At 72.4% G+C, this 18121-nt stretch carries 15 protein-coding genes and 1 pseudogene; 10 read left to right on the top strand and 6 right to left on the bottom strand.

From position 1 onward, the window contains the following. Positions 1 to 117: 117 nt before the first annotated feature. The 3 genes from ACWGJM_RS17925 to ACWGJM_RS17915 all read left to right on the top strand — a co-directional run bounded on the left by ACWGJM_RS17925 (position 118) and on the right by ACWGJM_RS17915 (position 3117). A complete protein-coding gene (locus ACWGJM_RS17925) occupies positions 118 to 882 on the top strand; it encodes a lysophospholipid acyltransferase family protein (protein ID WP_453412632.1) in 765 nt (254 codons plus the stop codon). Next, entirely contained in the window at positions 879 to 1889 is a 1011-nt protein-coding gene (locus ACWGJM_RS17920; RefSeq protein ID WP_453412631.1) for an NAD(P)H-dependent glycerol-3-phosphate dehydrogenase, read from the top strand. The genes ACWGJM_RS17925 and ACWGJM_RS17920 overlap by 4 nt, the downstream gene beginning before the upstream one ends. 70 nt (positions 1890 to 1959) lie before the next feature. Further along, the gene (locus ACWGJM_RS17915; protein ID WP_453412630.1) at positions 1960 to 3117 is read left to right on the top strand and encodes a D-alanine--D-alanine ligase family protein; all 1158 of its coding nucleotides are present in this window, start codon (positions 1960 to 1962) and stop codon (positions 3115 to 3117) included. A gap of 21 nt (positions 3118 to 3138) precedes the next feature. Here ACWGJM_RS17915 and ACWGJM_RS17910 read toward each other — a convergent pair whose 3' ends face one another. Then, positions 3139 to 3654, bottom strand: a complete 516-nt coding sequence (locus ACWGJM_RS17910; protein ID WP_453412629.1) for a DUF3515 domain-containing protein — start codon at positions 3652 to 3654, stop codon at positions 3139 to 3141. A gap of 20 nt (positions 3655 to 3674) precedes the next feature. Next, positions 3675 to 3908 carry an Lrp/AsnC family transcriptional regulator gene (locus tag ACWGJM_RS17905; RefSeq protein WP_020121007.1) on the bottom strand — a complete coding sequence of 78 codons (234 nt, stop codon included), beginning with the start codon at positions 3906 to 3908 and terminating at the stop codon, positions 3675 to 3677. A gap of 195 nt (positions 3909 to 4103) precedes the next feature. Between ACWGJM_RS17905 and ACWGJM_RS17900 the strand changes: the two genes are divergently transcribed. Then, entirely contained in the window at positions 4104 to 5069 is a 966-nt protein-coding gene (locus tag ACWGJM_RS17900) for a thiamine-phosphate kinase (protein WP_132855927.1), read from the top strand. Beyond that, the gene (thiD, locus tag ACWGJM_RS17895) at positions 5066 to 5875 is read left to right on the top strand and encodes a bifunctional hydroxymethylpyrimidine kinase/phosphomethylpyrimidine kinase (protein WP_453412628.1); all 810 of its coding nucleotides are present in this window, start codon (positions 5066 to 5068) and stop codon (positions 5873 to 5875) included. Before ACWGJM_RS17900 ends, thiD begins: the two co-directional genes overlap by 4 nt. A gap of 87 nt (positions 5876 to 5962) precedes the next feature. Here the strand turns inward: thiD and rpmB are convergent, their stop codons facing one another. Next, positions 5963 to 6148, bottom strand: a complete 186-nt coding sequence (rpmB, locus tag ACWGJM_RS17890; RefSeq protein WP_384995299.1) for a 50S ribosomal protein L28 — start codon at positions 6146 to 6148, stop codon at positions 5963 to 5965. Positions 6149 to 6407: 259 nt separating this feature from the next. Here rpmB and ACWGJM_RS17885 point away from each other — a divergent pair, with 259 nt between their 5' ends. Next, positions 6408 to 8129: a DAK2 domain-containing protein gene (locus ACWGJM_RS17885; protein WP_453412627.1), complete on the top strand. Its 1722-nt coding sequence runs from the start codon at positions 6408 to 6410 to the stop codon at positions 8127 to 8129. 111 nt (positions 8130 to 8240) lie between these two features. Here the strand turns inward: ACWGJM_RS17885 and ACWGJM_RS17880 are convergent. The 3 genes and pseudogenes from ACWGJM_RS17880 to ACWGJM_RS17870 form a co-directional block, all read right to left on the bottom strand. Further along, positions 8241 to 8429, bottom strand: a pseudogene (locus ACWGJM_RS17880) (bifunctional hydroxymethylpyrimidine kinase/phosphomethylpyrimidine kinase); the annotation flags it as partial. A 38-nt stretch (positions 8430 to 8467) separates the two neighbouring features. After that, positions 8468 to 11419, bottom strand: a complete 2952-nt coding sequence (locus ACWGJM_RS17875; RefSeq protein ID WP_453412626.1) for a tetratricopeptide repeat protein — start codon at positions 11417 to 11419, stop codon at positions 8468 to 8470. After that, positions 11416 to 13284 (bottom strand): HSP90 family protein, encoded by a 1869-nt coding sequence (locus ACWGJM_RS17870; RefSeq protein ID WP_453412625.1) that lies wholly within the window; start codon positions 13282 to 13284, stop codon positions 11416 to 11418. The genes ACWGJM_RS17875 and ACWGJM_RS17870 overlap by 4 nt, the downstream gene beginning before the upstream one ends. A 175-nt stretch (positions 13285 to 13459) precedes the next feature. Here ACWGJM_RS17870 and recG point away from each other — a divergent pair, with 175 nt between their 5' ends. From recG to ACWGJM_RS17850, 4 genes are all read left to right on the top strand, one after another. Beyond that, a complete protein-coding gene (gene recG, locus ACWGJM_RS17865) occupies positions 13460 to 15679 on the top strand; it encodes an ATP-dependent DNA helicase RecG (protein WP_453412624.1) in 2220 nt (739 codons plus the stop codon). 46 nt (positions 15680 to 15725) lie between these two features. Then, a complete protein-coding gene (gene rsmD / locus ACWGJM_RS17860) occupies positions 15726 to 16313 on the top strand; it encodes a 16S rRNA (guanine(966)-N(2))-methyltransferase RsmD (RefSeq protein ID WP_453412623.1) in 588 nt (195 codons plus the stop codon). A 26-nt stretch (positions 16314 to 16339) separates the two neighbouring features. Beyond that, positions 16340 to 16819 (top strand): pantetheine-phosphate adenylyltransferase, encoded by a 480-nt coding sequence (gene coaD, locus ACWGJM_RS17855; protein ID WP_453412622.1) that lies wholly within the window; start codon positions 16340 to 16342, stop codon positions 16817 to 16819. Positions 16820 to 16917: 98 nt separating this feature from the next. After that, positions 16918 to 18006: a cell division initiation protein gene (locus ACWGJM_RS17850; RefSeq protein WP_453412621.1), complete on the top strand. Its 1089-nt coding sequence runs from the start codon at positions 16918 to 16920 to the stop codon at positions 18004 to 18006. Positions 18007 to 18121: the final 115 nt, after the last annotated feature.

Here is an 18121-nt window from a genome sequence, read left to right as displayed (position 1 = left end):
CGGCACGCCGGGCGGCGGGGCGTACGGTGTCCTCGACAGACCGGCGGCCTGGGGCGACACTTGTGCGGCTCCCCGGCCCTGGTGGCAGCCCTGGAGGACCTAGAGGAAGGTGTCCGCGTGCCCCGCCGCAGAATCGGCTTCTGGTACCGCTTCGCCGCGGTGATCTGCAAACCGCCCCTGGTGGTTCTGATCAAGCGGGACTGGCGTGGAATGGAGCACATTCCGGCCGAGGGCGGATTTATCACCGCGGTGAACCACAATTCCCATGTGGACCCCTTCGCGTACGCGCACTACCAGTACAACACCGGACGGGTTCCGCGATTCCTGGCGAAGAGCGGCCTTTTCAAGGCGGGATTCGTCGGCGCCGCCATGCGCGGCACCGGGCAGATCCCCGTCTACCGCGAGTCCACCGACGCGCTCAGCGCCTTCCGGGCCGCGATCGACGCCGTCGAGCGCGGTGAGTGCGTCGCCTTCTACCCCGAGGGCACTCTCACCCGCGACCCGAACGGCTGGCCCATGACCGGCAAGACCGGCGCCGCGCGCGTGGCGCTCCAGACCAAGTGCCCGGTCATTCCGGTCGCCCAGTGGGGCTGCAACGAACTGCTCCCGCCGTACGCGAAGAAGCCCCAGCTGCTGCCGCGCAAGACCCACCGCGTGCTGGCCGGCCCGCCGGTGGACCTCGCGCGCTTCTACGACAAGGAGATGACCGCGGACCTCCTGAAGGAGGCCACCGAGGTCATCATGGCGGCCATCACCCGCCAGCTGGAGGAGATCCGCGGCGAGAAGGCCCCCGAGGCGCCCTACGACCCGCGCCGCGAGCGGATCGAGCAGCGGCGCAGGACGCGGGCGCAGAGCGGCCAGGAAGAGGAGAGCGCCAAGTGAGCGAGTCGGTCAAGGCGGCGGTCTTCAGTGCCGGTTCGTGGGGCACTGCCTTCGGGATGGTGCTCGCCGACGCCGGCTGCGAGGTCACGCTGTGGGCCCGCCGCGCCGAGGTCGCGGACGCCATCAACTCCACCCGGACCAACCCCGACTATCTGGCCGGCGTGGAGCTCCCGGAGAACCTGCGGGCGACCACGGACGCGGCCGAGGCCCTCGCGGGCGCGGACTTCACGGTCCTGTCGGTGCCCTCCCAGACCCTGCGCGAGAACCTCGCCGAGTGGACCCCGCTGCTCGCCCCCCGCACCGTCCTCGTCTCCCTCATGAAGGGCGTCGAACTCGGCTCCGCCATGCGGATGAGCGAGGTCATCGAGGACGTCGCCAAGGTCGGCCGAGAGCGCATCGCCGTGGTCACCGGGCCCAACCTGGCCCGCGAGATCGCCGCCCGCATGCCCGCCGCGGCCGTGGTCGCCTGCACCGACGAGACGGTCGCGCAGCGGCTCCAGACCGCCTGCCACACGCCGTACTTCCGCCCGTACACCAACACCGACGTGGTGGGCTGCGAACTCGGCGGCGCGGTCAAGAACGTGATCGGCCTGGCGGTCGGCATCGCCGACGGGATGGGCCTGGGGGACAACGCCAAGGGCTCGCTCATCACGCGCGGGCTCGCCGAGACCACCCGGCTCGGTGCGGCCCTGGGTGCCGACCCGCTGACCTTCTCCGGCCTCGCCGGTCTGGGCGACCTGGTGGCCACCTGCTCCTCGCCGCTGTCCCGCAACCACACCTTCGGCACCAACCTCGGCAAGGGCATGACCCTTCAGGAGACCATCGCGGTCACCAAGCAGACCGCGGAGGGCGTCAAGTCCTGCGAGTCCGTGCTGGATCTGGCCCGCCGGCACGGCGTCGACATGCCGCTCACCGAGACGGTCGTCGGCATCGTGCACGAGGGCAAGCCGCCGGTGGTCGCCCTGAAGGAGCTGATGTCGCGCAGCGCGAAGCCCGAACGACGCTGAGCGACGCCGCGCTCTTCCCGGCCCGCCGACGCTGTCTCGGGGCCCTACCACCGGGTACTCTCAACGCGATATGAGCACCGAGAACCTCCCCCAGAGCCCTGAGCAGCCGTCCCGCAAGCCGCGCGTGGCCGTCGTGTTCGGCGGGCGCAGCTCCGAACACGGGATCTCCATGGTCACCGCGGGCGCCGTCCTCAAGGCCATCGACCGGACGAAGTACGACGTCCTGCCGATCGGCATCACCAGGGACGGCCGTTGGGCGCTCACCGCCGACGCGCCCGAGCGCATGGCCATCGTCGACCGGCGCACGCCCAGCGTGGAGGAGCTCGCGGAGTCCAGCGAGGGCAGTGTGGTCCTCCCCGTCGACCCCGCCAACCGGGAGGTCGTCTACAGCGAGCCGGGTTCGGTGCCCAAGGCCCTCGGCGAGGTCGACGTGGTCTTCCCGGTGCTGCACGGCCCGTACGGCGAGGACGGCACCCTCCAGGGCCTCCTGGAGCTCTCCGGCGTCCCGTACGTGGGTTCGGGCGTGCTCGCCTCGGCCGTCGGCCAGGACAAGGAGTACATGAAGCGGGTGTTCACCTCCTTCGGGCTCAAGGTGGGCCCGTACGTGGTGATCCGGCCCCGCGAGTGGGAGCAGGACGAGCCCGCCGCCCGCAAGAAGATCGTCGACTTCGCCGGCGAGCACGGCTGGCCGCTGTTCGTGAAGCCCGCGCGCGCGGGTTCGTCGATCGGCATCACCAAGGTCGACGATCTGGCCGGCCTCGACGAGGCCATCGCCGAGGCCCAGCGGCACGACCCGAAGATCCTCGTGGAGGCCGCGCTGCGCGGCCGCGAGATCGAGTGCGGGGTCCTGGAGTTCGAGGACGGGCCGCGCGCCTCCGTGCCCGCGGAGATCCCGCCGCCGGACGCGCACGCGTACTACGACTTCGAGGCGAAGTACATCGACTCCACGCCCGGCATCGTGCCCGCCCCGCTCACCGAGGAGGAGACCGCCGAGGTGCGGCGCCTCGCGGTGGAGGCCTTCGAGGCGGCCTCCTGCGAGGGTCTGGTCCGCGCGGACTTCTTCCTCACCGAGGACGGCGAGTTCGTGATCAACGAGATCAACACGATGCCCGGCTTCACGCCCATCTCGATGTACCCACAGATGTGGCAGGCCACCGGCATCTCCTACCCCGAGTTGGTGGACCGGCTGGTGCAGGCGGCGCTGCGGCGGTCGACCGGGCTGCGGTAGCCGCCGGAAACGGCCGCGCGGTCAGACGGTGGAGGCGATCCCTGTGGGGATCGCCTTCTTGATGGCGGCGGCCAGGTCGACGAGGACCGCGGCACTGTCCTGCTCGGCCACCGACTTCGGCAGGGCCACCTGCACATATGCCTCGCGCTTGGCCGTGGTGAACCGGTACGTCCCGTCGTCCTGCTTCTCCATCAGCCAGTCGACGCCGTCGACCCCGCCGCCGATCGCGTCCGGGTCGGTGCCCTTGGCCACCTTGGGGTCGATCATCTTGGGCGGCCTTCCGACACCGCAGCGCAGTATGATCGCCGGGCTTCCCCAGCCCGCCGTGAGGGCGGACCTGGGTTCGGGGTCGTTGCGGCTCCGGCCGTCCACCTTCTCCGGCAGTACCTTGTGCAGGTTGCGGCACAGCTTCGCGGTCTTGGCGTCGGGGCTGGGAACCGCCACCGTGGCGCTGTCGTCTGCTGAGGAGCAGCCCGCGACGGCGATCAGCAGGGCGAGCGCGGGCAGGCCGGTGAGCCGGTGACGGAAGATATTCACCGGCCAAGGGTAGACGGGGGCTACAGATGCACGACCGGGCAGGTCAGGGTGCGGGTGATGCCGTCCACTTGCTGGACTTTCGCGACCACCAGGCGGCCGAGGTCGTCGACGGTGTCGGCCTGGGCGCGCACGATGACGTCGTACGGGCCCGTCACGTCCTCGGCCTGGATGACTCCAGGGATCTTGCTGATCGTCTCGGCGACGGTCGACGCCTTGCCGACCTCCGTCTGGATCAGGATGTACGCCTGTACCACGGAACCTCCAGGGCGGCCACGAGGATCATGTGGGGAAAAGGAACGCCACGGTATCGCGTCGCCGGTCGCCACGGGGAGACCTGGGCGGCCCACGAAGCAACGCGCCCATTTTGTTCGGGGCTCCGGGGGGACCAGGATGACGCGCGAGCGGGTACGGACAGGCGTACGGCCAGGTACAGAAGGGGCTGAAGGGCAATGAAGGGCACTGTGGGTGAGCTGGGCGAGTTCGGGCTCATCCGGGAGCTCACCTCCCGTCTCACCACCACCCCGGCGGTCCGGGTCGGCCCCGGCGACGACGCCGCGGTGGTCGCCGCGCCCGACCGCAGGGTGGTGGCGAGCACCGACATCCTCCTCGAGGGGCGGCACTTCCGCCGCGACTGGTCCACGGCGTACGACGTGGGCCGCAAGGCGGCCGCGCAGAACCTCGCCGACATCGCCGCCATGGGTGCCGTACCGACCGCGCTGCTGCTCGGCCTGGTCGTACCCGCCGAACTCCCGGTCACCTGGCCGAGCGAGCTGATGGACGGGCTGCGCGACGAGTGCCAGGTCGCGGGCGCCTCCGTGGTCGGCGGTGACGTGGTGCGCGGTGACACGATCATGGTTTCGATCACGGCGCTCGGCGATCTGCGCAACCAGGAGCCGGTGACCCGGGCCGGTGCCCAGCCCGGCGACCTCGTCGCGGTGACCGGCTGGCTCGGCTGGTCCGCGGCCGGATATGCGGTGCTCGCCCGCGGGTTCCGCTCGCCGCGCGCCTTCGTGGAGGCCCACCGGCGCCCCGAGCCGCCGTACCACGCGGGCCCGGCCGCCGCCGGGCTCGGCGCCACCGCCATGTGCGACGTGAGCGACGGCCTGATCGCCGACCTCGGGCACATCGCCGAGGCCAGCAAGGTCCGCATCGACATCCGTTCCGGCGCCATCGACATCCCCACCCAGATGAACGACATCGGGCAGGCCGTCGGCGTCGACCCGTTGCAGTGGGTGCTGACCGGGGGAGAGGACCACGCGATCGTGGCGACCTTCCCGCCGGACGTGAAGCTGCCGGCCCGCTGGAAGGTGATCGGCGAAGTGCTCAACCCCTCGGCGCTGCCCCAGGTCACGGTCGACGGGGCGCCGTGGACCAGCAAGGGCGGCTGGGACCACTTCGGGGACATCGAGTCATGATCCCCAGGGTCCTGACCGTGGCGGGCTCGGACTCGGGCGGAGGCGCGGGCGTCCAGGCCGACCTGAAGACGATGCTCGCGCTCGGGGTGCACGGCATGAGCGTGATCACGGCGGTCACCGCACAGAACTCGCTCGGCGTGCAGGGCGCCTGGGAGCTGCCGGTGGCGGCCGTACGGGCCCAGTACCGCAGTGTCGTCGACGACATCGGCGTACGGGCCGTGAAGACCGGGATGCTGGCCTCGGCCGAACTGGTCGAGGCGGTCGCCGAGTTGCTCGGCGGGACGGACGCTCCGGCGGTCGTGGACCCGGTGGGCGTCTCCAAGCACGGGGACCCGCTGCTGGCCGCGTCCGCGCTGGACTCCGTACGTACGAAGCTGCTGCCGGTCGCGACCGTGGCGACCCCGAACCTGGATGAGGTGGCCCAACTCACCGGGGTGCGGGTCGCATCGGAAGGTGATCTACGCCAGGCGGCGGCGGCCGTGCTGGAGTACGGACCGCGGTGGGTGCTGATCAAGGGCGGGCATCTCGCCGGGGACGCAGGGCGGGCGGGCGCGAGCCAGGCTGTGGATCTTCTGACGGACGGCACCGAGGAGCACTGGCTGCGGGCGCCCCGGCACGACAACCGGCACACCCACGGCACGGGCTGCACGCTCGCCTCGGCGATCGCGTCGGGGCTGGCGAAGGGGCTGAGCGTGCCGGAGGCCGCGGCGGAGGCGAAGGAGTACGTCACCGGGGCGATCGCGGCCGGGTTCGCGCTGGGGAAGGGGATCGGGCCGGTGGATCACGGATGGCGCTTCCGGACCTGATGTACGGGTACGGCAAAAAGCCGGCCCACCGTGAGGTGGACCGGCTCTGTGCAGCGAACCAGCAGTGGCCGCGCGCTCAGCAGTGCGTCAGCGCGAGATCTTGCCGGCCTTGATGCACGAGGTGCAAGCGTTCACGCGCTTCGGCGTCCCGCCGACCACGGTACGCACGCGCTGGATGTTCGGGTTCCAGCGACGGGACGTACGGCGGTGCGAGTGCGAGATGTTGTTGCCGAAGCCCGGCCCCTTGCCGCAGACGTCGCAGTTGGCAGCCACGGGTCACTCCAAAGACTTCAGATGCACTTACGGTTGATCCCGGCATGCCGGGATCGAGATCATAAGACCTTAGATCTTGAGTGGCGCTGCCAGGGGAATGGCCCGATCGGGATCGGGCAACCGGAGCAGCATACAACGGCTGCGCCCGTACAACGAAACTACCATGGCAGCTCAGGGGCCCGCCCCCGGCCCTCTTCCGGTCGGCACCCGTCCGGGGTCTACGCTGCCTCCCACGTCCAGCCAGCTCAGGGAGGCGCAGGTGGCGCAGGTGCCGCAGACATTCTTCGATGCTCTCGCGGTGCGTGCCTGGTGCGGTCTGGCGCTACGGGCGCTGGGGCACTCGCGCGAGGAGATCGACGCGATCAACGTGTATCCGGTGGCGGACGGCGACACCGGCACGAACCTGTACCTGACCCTGGAGTCAGCGGTGGCGGCCGTGGAGGCCGTGTTCACCGGATACGAGGTGGAGCCCGGGGGTGGCCCGGGGCCGTCGTCGGCCGATGCCATGCACGCCATGGCGCACGGGGCACTCATAGGGGCGCGGGGCAACTCCGGGACGATCCTCGCGCAGCTGCTGCGCGGTATGGCGCAGGTGCTCGCCGCTGATGGTGAGGCACCTCACACCGACGGGCAGGGGCTGCGGCTCGCCCTGCGGCGCGCCGCCGACGCCGCCCGCCACGCGGTGGCCCATCCCGTGGAAGGAACGGTCCTGTCGGTCGCCTCGGCCGCCGCCGACGCCGCCGAAGGGGCCGGGGACGACTGCGGAAGCGTGGCCCGGGCGGCCTACGAGGGAGCGCGCGCGGCCCTGGCGGCGACTCCGGGCCAGCTGGCCGTGCTGGAGCGGGCCGGGGTGGTGGACGCCGGCGGGCGCGGGCTGGTGGCCGTCCTCGGGGCGCTGGTGGAGACGTTCACGGGGGAGGCGCCCGGGTCGCCCGTCACGGAGCTGCCGTACGCGCGCGTGCGGCCCGCCGGAGCGGACGGGGAGCCCGCCGGGACGGCCGTGCGGCCCGCCGCGACCGATGTGGGGCACGCGAAGGCGGCGGGGTGCGCCGGGAACGGCGGGCCCGCCTTCGAGGTGATCTACCTGCTGGAGGCCGAGGACGCGGCCGTGGACCGGCTGCGCGAGCGGCTCGACCGGCTCGGCGACTCCCTCGTCGTCGTCGGCGGCGACGGGCTGTGGAACGTGCACGTGCACGTCGACGACGCGGGCGCCGCCGTGGAGGCCGGTGTCGAAGCCGGACGGCCCCACCGGATCCGGATCACCCACTTCGGGCTCGGGGACGTGCACACCGGCTCCGAACCACCGCCCAGGGAGCGGGCCCAGCGCGCGGTCGTGGCCGTCGTGCCCGGCGAGGGCCTGGCCGGGCTGTACGCCGAGGCCGGCGCGACCACCGTGCTCGCCCGCCCCGGGGAGTCGCCCGCCAGCGGGGAGATCGTCCAGGCCGTGCGCCGCGCCCACGCGCGCGAGGTCGTGCTGCTGCCCAACGACGCCGAGCTGCGCCACACCGCGGCCGCGGCGGCCGAGCAGGTCCGCACGGAGGGCGTCCGCGTCGCCCTCATCCCGACCCGCTCGGCGGTCCAGGGGATCGCCGCGCTGGCGGTGCACGAGCCCGACCGCCGCTTCGACGAGGACGTCGTCCAGATGACCTCGGCGGCGGGCGCCACCCGGTACGCCGAGGTCGTCGTCGCCGAGCACGAGTTCTGGACCATGGCCGGCATCTGCCAGGCCGGTGACGTGCTGGGCCTCGTCGACGGCGACGTGGCGGTGATCGGCTCGGACGTCACGACCACCGCCGAGACCGTCCTGGACCGCATGCTCCAGGCCGGCGGCGAACTGGTCACCCTCGTGCTCGGCGACGAGGCACCGGAGACCGTCGCCGAGCACCTTCAGGCACGCGTGCGGGAGATGTACCTGGCCGTCGACACGGTCGTGTACCGGGGCGGGCGGCAGGGGGCGCTGCTGCTCATCGGGGTGGAGTGAGCGGTGGGGTGCGGTGATCGGCTCGGACGTCACGACCACCGCCGAGACCGTCCTGGGCCGCATGCTCGGCGCCGTCCATCAGAAGATCCACAGCCTGGCTCCCGCCCGCCCTGCGTCCCCGGCGAGATGCCCGCCCTTGATCAGCACCCACCGCGGTCCGTACTCCAGCACGGCCGCCGCCTGGCGTAGATCACCTTCCGATGCGACCCGCACCCCGGTGAGCTGGGCCACCTCATCCAGGTTCGGGGTCGCCACGGTCGCGACCGGCAGCAGCTTCGTACGTACGGACGTCGCCGTCGACGAGGCCCAGCACTGACCGCCGGCGGGGAACGTACCTCCTACGACTCCGGAACCGCCGGCAGCGCGTCCAGCAGCTGCTCAGCCTCCGTCCGCCGGGCCCGCACGGCGTCGTCCGCGTCGTCGTGCGCGTCGTCGTGCGCGTCGCCCACCCCGTCGTACGCCGTCAGCACCGCACGCGCGCGTGCCGCCGCATCCGCCGGGCGGCTCAGGTCCGCCTCCAGCCAGCCCGCGGCCAGCTCCGCGCCGGTACGGCTGTGCAGGGCCTCCTCGCCGAGCGAGGCGAACACCGCGACCGCCCGCGTCATCTGGGCCAGCGCCTCCTCGAACGCGGCTTGCACCGCGGTGTCCCCGCCGTCCTGGGACACCGAGCGGGCCAGCAGGTCGCCGTACTGCCGGTGGGTGTGGCCGAGTTCGGCGGTGACCCGCTCCCGGGCCTCCGCGTCGCCGGCCGGCTCCAGCGCCTGCGCGCACGCCCGGACCGCGCCCTCCATCAGCTCCCGCGCCCCGTCGAGCCCGGCCTCGGTGCGCAGCGCCAGCCACGCGCGGGCGCGCAGGCTGCGGACGAGGCCGTGGATGTTGCCCAGGGAGCGCCACAGCTCGCCCGCGCGCGCGTAGGCCTGGTCGGCGTCGGCGGGCAGCCCGGCCTGCCCGAGGGACTCGGCGGCGAGGTGGGCGAGGGTGGCGTGGTCCTGCTGCTCGGGCCAGTGCCGGGCGATCTCGGCGGCCTCGAGCCGGTGCTCGGCGGCCTCCCGGTGCTCGCCCAGCTCGCTCAGACAGTCCCCGATCCACCACCGCGTCTGCACGATCGCGCCGTCACCGTGCGTCTCGGCGGTCAGATCGGCCAGCGCCGACTCCAGCACCTCGGCGGCCTCGGCGCACCGCCCCTGCCGCAGCAGGAAGCCGCCCAGCTGGTGCCGCGCCCAGGCGCCGAGCGTGGCGCCCTCGCCCGCCGCGTCGGCCCAGTGCGCCGCCTCCAGGGCGTGCTCCGCCGCCTCCCGCGCGTCGTCCCGGCCGCCGACCACCTCCGCGAGCTGGAGGTGCAGCTGGGCCCGCCCGATCGCCTCCACATGGGGCCCGCCGTGCTCCAGGGCCGCCCGCAGCGCCCGTTCGGCCTCCGCCATGTCGCCCTGCGCGTGGGCGAAGGCGGCCACCCGGACCTCGTACTCCACCGCGAACCACGGCAGGCCCGCCTCCACGAACTGTCTCGTGGCCCGGCGGAAGAGGTTCGCGGCCGTCTCGACATCCCCGGAGTGCTCCGCGAGCTCCGCCAGCATCGCCCGCGCCTCGGCCGCCCGGGACGCCAGCCGCACGTCGCCCCCGACATGCCCGTCGACGAGCGCCAGCAGCTCCCGGACCGCCCGCCCGACGGCCTCCCCCGCGCCCTGCGGGTCCTCGTGCAGCCGGCGCATCAGGATCCGCGCCCGGCTCGTCAGTACCGACGCCGCCTGCCGCACGCCGGTGGCGTCCTCGGCGTAGAGGGCGAGGACCCGGTCGTACGGCTCGACGACCGCCGCGAGCGCCTCGTCGACCTGGCCCGACAGGGCCCGTGCGTAGGCCGCACGCGCGCGTGCCGCCAGCGCCTCCCCGGCGTCGCCCGCCTCCGCGTACAGCTCGGCGGCCCGCTCGAACAGCTCGACGCCCTCGGGGCCCCGGCCCATCGCCTCGTGATCGACGATCTCCGCACGGTCCCGCGCCGCCACCTGGACGCCCTCGGCGGCCTGTGCGGCCGCCGCCCACGCCTCGAGGGCGTGCGGCTGGAGGGAGTCCGACAGCCGCCGGGCCTCGGCCAGCAGCGCGGCCAGGTCCGGCTCGTCCGGGCCCGCGGCGGTGACCGGGGGGACCGGGGCGACCGGTCGGGCCACGGAGGCCGGCACGGCCGCGGTGCGCACGCCGAGCGGCAGCCGCTCCACCAGCGGGCGCTGTGCCATGCGCTCGCGGGTCCGGTCACCGACGTACGTGGTGCCGTTGCGCAGGTCGAACCGTCCGGCCAGATCGAGGGCCTCCGCACGCGCGTGGGCGGCGAGTTCTCGCGCGGTCCACACCTGCCCGTCCGGGCCCGGCACGCGCTGCTCGCCGAGCCCCAGCTCGGTCAGGCGGTCCATGAGCAGCGCCACCACGGCCATGAAGTCCAGGCGGCTGCGCGGATGCCCGGTGTCCGTGAAATAGGCCGGCCGCTCGGCGAGCAGTTCCAGGCCGCGTGCCTCGTTGCCGGTGAGCGCGCAGAACTCCACATGGTCCGCGTACGCGCCGCGCATGCTCTCCATCGGCCGCACCAGCCGGAAGCCGCGCAGGTGGTGGGCGCGGGCCTCGTCCACGCGGCCCAGCCTGAGCAGCGGCGTGAGGGAGGAGGCGAGGACGCTGTGCGGCTCGTGGGCGCAGCTGTACTCGCCCTCCAGGACCGGCCGCCACAGTTCGAGCGCCTCGGTGTCCCGCCCGCGTTTGATCTGCCACGTGCCCTGCCCGTGCAACTCGCAGGCGTGGCAGTCGGCCATCCGGTCCCGGTCGGCGGCCAGCCAGGCCGCGTAGGCCCGTTCGGCGCGGTCCAGGTCCCCGATGTGCGCGGCGACGCTGAACTCGGCGCTGCGCACGGCCCGTTCGGAGTGGCCGGCCAGCCGGTAGCGGTGCTCCATCTCGCCGAGCCACTTCTCGATGGAGGCGAGCGGCACATGCGGCTGGTCGAGCATGCCGGCCGACACCCACTTGAAGACCCAGTGCAGCGAGTGCGTCTCGTACTCGTCGAAGTCCTCGGGCCGTTCGTCCCAGACGCGCAGCAGCCGCGCGAACGGGACGAACATCTTGTCCTTCTCGGAGCTGTAGTTGTAGACCTTCAGCTGGTGCCCGAGCGCCTCGATCACCGCGAGCGGGATGTTCAGCTTCTCCGCCTCGGCGAGCAACTGCTCCGCGCGCGCGTTGCGGGCCGGGCCCTCCGGCTGCTCGGAGTTCTCCGCCATCGCCCGGCGCAGCGCGTCGAAGTCCGTGATCCCGGTCATCGGTGACCGCCCTCCCCGTGTGCGGAATCCCCAGGTGCGGAATCCCCGTGTGTGGCCCACTCCAGGAGGCCGATGAACGCGCGGTTGAGCAGCGCGGAGTCCGCGGGCCTGAGCGGCCGCTGCGCCATCAGCAGCGCCTGCCCGTACAGCGACTCGGTCGCGGTGCCGATCAGCTCGGGATCCTTCAGGGAAGCGATCCGCCGGATCAGCGGGTTGAGGTGGTTGAGCACCAGACGCGCGCGCGGGGCGCTGCCGCGCAGCGAGCCGAGGATGCCCGCCCACAGGTCGTCGGCCTGGGCCTCCGCCTCCGCGCGGGCCTGCTCGTGCCGGGCGGCCCGGTCGTCCAGGTGCAGCGCGGGCACCGAGAGGGGGTGGAAGGCCCGCAGGACCACGTCGCACCCCAGCGGGTCGAGTTTCGCCCGCGCCGCGGCCAGGAAGCCGGACAGGGCCAGCTCCTCCGCCGGGTCGGCCGAGTCCAGGTGGGCGGTCACGGTGTCCGCGTCCAGCTCGGCGACCACCGTCCCGGGGCGCACCGACGGCAGCGCCTCGACCAGTTCGCTGTCGTAGGTGTAACCGCCGTTGACCACTCCGACGCCCTGCGCGGAGGCGATCGGCGCGACCTGCCGGTACTCCTCGACCGTGCGCGTGAAGTGCACCACGGGGTGGCGCTGCGCGAACTCCTCCAGGGACAGCTGCCCGTCGGTCGTCTCGAACGGCAGCCACGGCAGCATCGTGCGCAGCATGTCCTTGTCGTGCCGGGCGAGGGACTTCACCCCCAGGTGGTGCACCGACAGGAAGGCCGCCAGCCGTTCCGGATCGCCCGCCGCCAGAGCGGTCAGCCAGGACCGAATCCTTTCGCCGAGCGCTTCCCGTACGGCGGCCAGCGTCTCGTCCTCGTACAGCGACTCGCGCGAGGCCGTGGGCCTCAGGCTGTCGGTGTCCAGGACGCAGCGCACGAAGAACGCCCAGTCCGGCAGCAGCTGTTCGGCCCGCTCGGTCAGCAGCATGCCCTTCAGGTGCACCCGGTGGGTGGCGCGCTGGGCGGGGCTGACCGCGGACGGCAGCACGTACGCCACCCCGCGGATCCCGGCCAGCGGCACATCCAGCTCGATCGAGTCCAGCGGGGTGAACCCGAACGTCTCGTGGCAGTGCCGGGCCAGGGCCACCCGGCGGGCGGCGGGGGAGGGGTAGGGGCGGTCCCAGGGCGCGGGCAGATCGGTGACCGCCTCGTCGCCCACCCGTACGTCGTAGGGCAGCAGCGAGCCGAAGTCCCGTGCCAGCGTCAGGACGCGTTCGGGCGAGAGCCACTCCCCGGCGCCGGCCCGTGCGATCAGATGCACGGTGGTGCCCGGCTCGGGCCGGGCCTCGTCGGGCAGCGTGCGCACGGTGTAGGAGCCGTCGTCGCTCGCCGTCCACTCCACGGGCGGGGCGTCGGGCGTACGGGCGCTGCGGCTGACCACCCGGATGCGCTCGGCGACCACGAAACAGGCCAGCAGGCCGATGCCGAACTGGCCCAGGAAGTCGGAGCGGGCCTCCTGCAATCCTTCGGCGCGCTTGGAGCTGCGGCCGATGGTCGCCAGCAGGCTGTGCACGTCCGACTCGGTGAGCCCGACGCCGGTGTCCTCCACCCGCAGGGCGGCACCTTCACGGGAGTCCGTGTACAGCCGCACCCGCGCCGGGGCGTCGGGCTGTTCGGCGCGCCGGGCGGTGATGGCGTCCACCGCGTTCTGGAGCAGCTCGCGCAGGTAGACCTTGGGGCTGGAGTAGAGGTGATGGGAGAGCAGGTCCACCAAACCACGCAGGTCGACCTGGAACGTATGAGGTGACTGGGATGCCTGGGATGACTGTGGGGTCTGGGAGTCCATCGTCGCAGCGCTGCCGGTGGGGGGGGACTTCGCGACGGCGCGGGGGTCGGGCGGTCCCTTGGTTGGGGAGGTGACCGCGGGGGATGGCCGGAGCGCGCCATCCTAGAGCCCGAACAGCCCGCCTGACCAGGACTTTCCCGAGACGTATACGGCATTGTCAGTGTCGTGGTGTGCAATGGATCTCGTGCCCGCACTGGAAGAACCACTGAAACAGCCGCTGAAGTCAGTGCTCGGCCCCGCCACCGCGAAGGTGATGGCCGAGCATCTCGGCCTGCACACCGTCGGCGACCTGCTGCACCACTACCCGCGCAGATACGAGGAGCGGGGCCAGCTCACCCATCTCGCCGACCTCCCCATGGACGAGCACGTCACGGTGGTCGCCCAGGTGGCCGACGCCCGCCTGCACAGCTTCGCCTCCGCCAAGGCCCCGCGCGGCAAGGGCCAGCGCCTGGAGGTGACGATCACGGACGGCAGCGGCCGGCTCCAACTCGTCTTCTTCGGCGCGGGCGTTCACAAGCCCCACAAGGAGCTGCTGCCGGGCACGCGCGCGATGTTCGCGGGCAAGGTGTCCGTGTTCAACCGGCGGCTCCAGCTGGCGCATCCCGCGTACGAGTTGCTGAAGGGCGACAGCGAGGAGACCGTCGAGACCTGGGCCGGGGCCCTCATCCCCATCTACCCGGCCACCGCCAAGCTGGAGTCCTGGAAGATCGGCAAGGCGATCCAGACGGTGCTCCCCAACGCGCGGGAAGCCCTGGACCCGCTGCCCGACTCGCTCCGTGAGGGCCGCGGACTGGTCTCCCTCCCCGAGGCCCTGCTGAAGATCCACCGTCCGCACACCAAGGCCGACATCGCCGACGCCCGCGCCCGCCTCAAGTGGGACGAGGCCTTTGTCCTCCAGGTCGCCCTGGCCCGCCGCCGGCACGCCGACGCCCAGCTCCCGGCGGTCGCCCGCAAGCCGCTCCCCGACGGCCTGCTGACCGCCTTCGACGACCGGCTGCCCTTCACCCTCACCGAGGGCCAGCTGAAGGTCTCCCGGGACATCTTCGGCGACCTCGCCACCGAACACCCGATGCACCGGCTGCTCCAGGGCGAGGTCGGCTCCGGCAAGACCCTGGTCGCCCTGCGCGCCATGCTCGCCGTCGTCGACGCCGGCGGCCAGGCCGCCATGCTCGCGCCCACCGAGGTCCTCGCCCAGCAGCACCACCGGTCGGTCACCGAGATGATGGGCGAGCTCGCCGAGGGAGGCATGCTGGGCGGCGCCGAGCACGCCACCAAGGTGGTGCTGCTCACCGGCTCGATGGGGGCCGCCGCGCGCCGCCAGGCGCTGCTCGACCTCGCCACCGCGGAGGCCGGGATCGTCATCGGCACGCACGCGCTGATCGAGGACAAGGTGCAGTTCCACGACCTCGGACTGGTCGTGGTCGACGAACAGCACCGCTTCGGCGTGGAACAGCGCGACGCCCTGCGCGGCAAGGGGAAGCAGCCACCGCACCTGCTCGTCATGACCGCCACGCCGATCCCGCGCACGGTCGCCATGACCGTCTTCGGCGACCTCGAGACCTCCGTCCTCGACCAGCTCCCGGCCGGCCGCTCGCCGATCGCCAGCCATGTCGTCCCGGCCGCCGACAAGCCGCACTTCCTGGCGCGCGCGTGGGAGCGGGTGCGCGAGGAGGTGGGCAACGGCCATCAGGCATACGTGGTCTGCCCGCGCATCGGGGACGAGGAGGACGACCCCAAGAAGGCCGGGAAGAACAAGTCCCCGGAGGACGAGGCCGAGAAGCGGCCCCCGCTCGCGGTCCTCGACGTGGCCGAGCAACTGGCGAAGGGCCCCCTGAAGGGCCTCAGGGTCGAGGTGCTGCACGGCAGGATGCATCCCGACGACAAGGACGCGGTGATGCGCCGCTTCGCCGCCGGGGAGGCCGACGTCCTCGTCGCAACGACCGTCATCGAGGTCGGCGTCAACGTCCCGAACGCCACCGCGATGGTGATCATGGACGCCGACCGGTTCGGCGTGTCCCAACTCCACCAGCTGCGCGGCCGCGTGGGACGCGGCTCGGCGCCCGGCCTGTGCCTGCTGGTCAGCGAGATGCCCGAGGCGAGCGCCGCCCGCCAGCGGCTGAACGCCGTCGCCGCCACCCTCGACGGCTTCGAACTGTCCCGCATCGACCTCGAACAGCGCCGCGAGGGCGACGTCCTCGGCCAGGCCCAGTCCGGCGCCCGCTCCAGCCTGCGGGTCCTCGCCGTCATCGAGGACGAGGAGATCATCGCCGAGGCCCGCGCGGAGGCGGCGGCGGTCGTGGCGGCCGACCCGGACCTGGAGCGGCTGCCTGCACTGCGCACGGCGCTGGACGCCCTGCTCGACGAGGAGAGGGAGCAGTACCTGGAGAAGGGCTGACAGACTGGGAGCGGCCCCCATCCGCGCACACCGACAAGGACCCGAGATGACCCGCGTGATCGCCGGCGCAGCCGGCGGACGCCGCCTGGCCGTCCCGCCAGGGAACGGCACCCGCCCCACATCGGACCGCGCACGCGAGGGTCTCTTCTCCACCTGGCAGTCCCTGCTCGGCGGGCCCCTGGACGGCGAACGCGTCCTGGACCTGTACGCCGGCTCCGGCGCCGTCGGCCTGGAGGCCCTCTCCCGCGGCGCGGGCCACACCCTCCTCGTCGAGTCCGACGCGCGGGCGGCCCGCACGGTCCGGGAGAACGTGAAGAACCTCGGCCTGCCCGGCGCCGAGGTCCGGGCGGGCCGAGCCGAACAGATCATCCAGTCGGCGGCCCCTTCGGAGCCGTACGACCTCGTCTTCCTCGACCCGCCGTACGCCGTCTCCGACGACGATCTTCGCGAGATTCTGCTCACACTCCGCACACAGGGGTGGCTCGCGGCGGAAGCCCTCGTCACCGTGGAGCGCAGCACCAGAGGTGGCGAATTCCGCTGGCCGGACGGCTTCGAGGCGATCCGGGCCCGTCGCTACGGCGAGGGAACGTTTTGGTACGGTCGCGCCGCCTCTACGTGCGAAGACGCACGATGACCGGACCGGAGAGCGAGGGATCACTAGTGCGCCGCGCCGTCTGTCCCGGGTCGTTCGACCCGATCACCAACGGACACCTCGACATCATCTCCCGCGCCTCCCGTCTCTACGACGAGGTCTATGTCGCGGTGATGATCAACAAGGCCAAGAAGGGCCTGTTCGAGATCGACGAGCGGATCGACCTGATCCGCCAGGTCACCGCCGAGTACGGCAACGTGATCGTCGAGGCCTTCCACGGTCTCCTCGTCGACTACTGCAAGCAGCGCGACATCCCCGCCATCGTCAAGGGCCTGCGCGCCGTCAGCGACTTCGACTACGAGTTGCAGATGGCCCAGATGAACAACGGTCTGTCGGGCGTCGAGACCCTCTTCGTGCCGACCAACCCCACCTACAGCTTCCTCTCCTCCTCCCTCGTCAAGGAGGTCGCGACCTGGGGCGGAGACGTCTCCCACCTGGTGCCGCCGGAGGTCCTGGAAGCCCTCCGCGAGCGCCTCAGGAAGGACTGACGGGCTGACAACCCGTCACCCGGTGTCGGACCGCAACCCAGGGGTCGTACAGTCGTCCCGTCCGTCTCCAACACAGCTGTAGAGAGTGGCGAGCAAAGGTGGACGTCCAGAAGAAGCTCGACGAGATCGTCACCGCGGTCTCCGGCGCCCGGTCCATGCCCATGTCGGCCTCCTGCGTGCTCAACCGCGCCGAGCTGCTCGCGCTGCTCGAAGAGGTGCGCCAGGCCCTGCCCGGCTCCCTCGCCCAGGCCCAGGAGCTGATCGGCGACCGCGAGCAGATGGTCCAGCAGGCCCACCAGGAGGCCGAGCGGATCATCGAGAGCGCGCACGCCGAGCGCGGCTCCCTGATCTCCGACACGGAGGTGGCCCGCCGCTCCCAGGCCGAGGCGGACCGGATCCTGGCCGAGGCCCGCAAGGAGGCCGAGGAGGTCCGCGCCGACGCCGACGACTACGTCGACTCCAAGCTCGCCAACTTCGAGGTCGTCCTGACCAAGACCCTCGGCTCGGTCGGCCGCGGCCGCGAGAAGCTGCTCGGCACCGGCCCCGGCCTCGACGAGCAGGGCTACGAGGACGAGGACGCCCCCGAGCGCAGCCACGACCCGGAGACCCTGCGCCGCGACGCCGACGCCTACGTGGACGCCAAGCTCGGCGCCTTCGAGGCGGTCCTCGCCAAGACCCTGGAGGCCGTCGGCCGCGGCCGCCAGAAGCTGCACGGCCGCATCGCCACGGACGACCTCGGCGCCCTCGCCGACGACTCCACCACCCGGCAGCACTCCAGCGACGCCGACTACCTCGCCGACCTCGCGGCCCTCGCCGAGCAGGACGCCCAGGCCGAACAGCCGGCGCAGCAGCAGCCGCAGCAGCCCCAGCAGGCGCAGTACGAGCAGCAGCCGGCCTACGGATACCAGCAGCAGCCCGACCCGTACGGCGGCTTCCCACAGCAGCACGGCTACGGCCAGCAGGACCCGTACGGCTACCAGCAGGCCGACCCCTACGCCTATCAGGGCGGCTACGAACAGCCCACCGGCTACGACCCGAACGCCGTACAGCACGCCCAGCAGCCCCACCAGCCCCAACAGCCCCAGCAGTCACAGCAGGGCTACGCGCTCGACGAGACCAGCCTCTTCGACACCAGCATGATCAGCGCCGAGCAGCTGCGGGCGTACGAGCAGGAGCGCGGGCTGTAGCGACGGCCCCGATTGGGCTGTCAGCGAAAGGTCCAGTATCCTGGCTCTTCGGTCGCGTGCACGTCCGTGATCAGCGCTGCCCCGGCGACATCCTCCGGGCGGCGTCCCTCTGAGC

The organism is Streptomyces sp. NPDC054834, from assembly GCF_053611185.1.
Note: the sequence above shows the minus strand (reverse complement) of the source record. Positions and strands in the feature narration are given on the sequence as shown.

What these genes read in the sequence shown, in the direction of transcription:
- ACWGJM_RS17915 (WP_453412630.1), top strand. Translation starts at nt 1,960, where the DNA reads ATGAGCACCGAGAACCTCCCCCAGAGCCCTGAGCAGCCGTCCCGCAAG.
- ACWGJM_RS17900 (WP_132855927.1), top strand. Translation starts at nt 4,104, where the DNA reads ATGAAGGGCACTGTGGGTGAGCTGGGCGAGTTCGGGCTCATCCGGGAG.
- thiD (WP_453412628.1), top strand. Translation starts at nt 5,066, where the DNA reads ATGATCCCCAGGGTCCTGACCGTGGCGGGCTCGGACTCGGGCGGAGGC.
- ACWGJM_RS17875 (WP_453412626.1), bottom strand. Translation starts at nt 11,419, where the DNA reads ATGACCGGGATCACGGACTTCGACGCGCTGCGCCGGGCGATGGCGGAG.
- ACWGJM_RS17870 (WP_453412625.1), bottom strand. Translation starts at nt 13,284, where the DNA reads ATGGACTCCCAGACCCCACAGTCATCCCAGGCATCCCAGTCACCTCAT.
- recG (WP_453412624.1), top strand. Translation starts at nt 13,460, where the DNA reads ATGGATCTCGTGCCCGCACTGGAAGAACCACTGAAACAGCCGCTGAAG.
- rsmD (WP_453412623.1), top strand. Translation starts at nt 15,726, where the DNA reads ATGACCCGCGTGATCGCCGGCGCAGCCGGCGGACGCCGCCTGGCCGTC.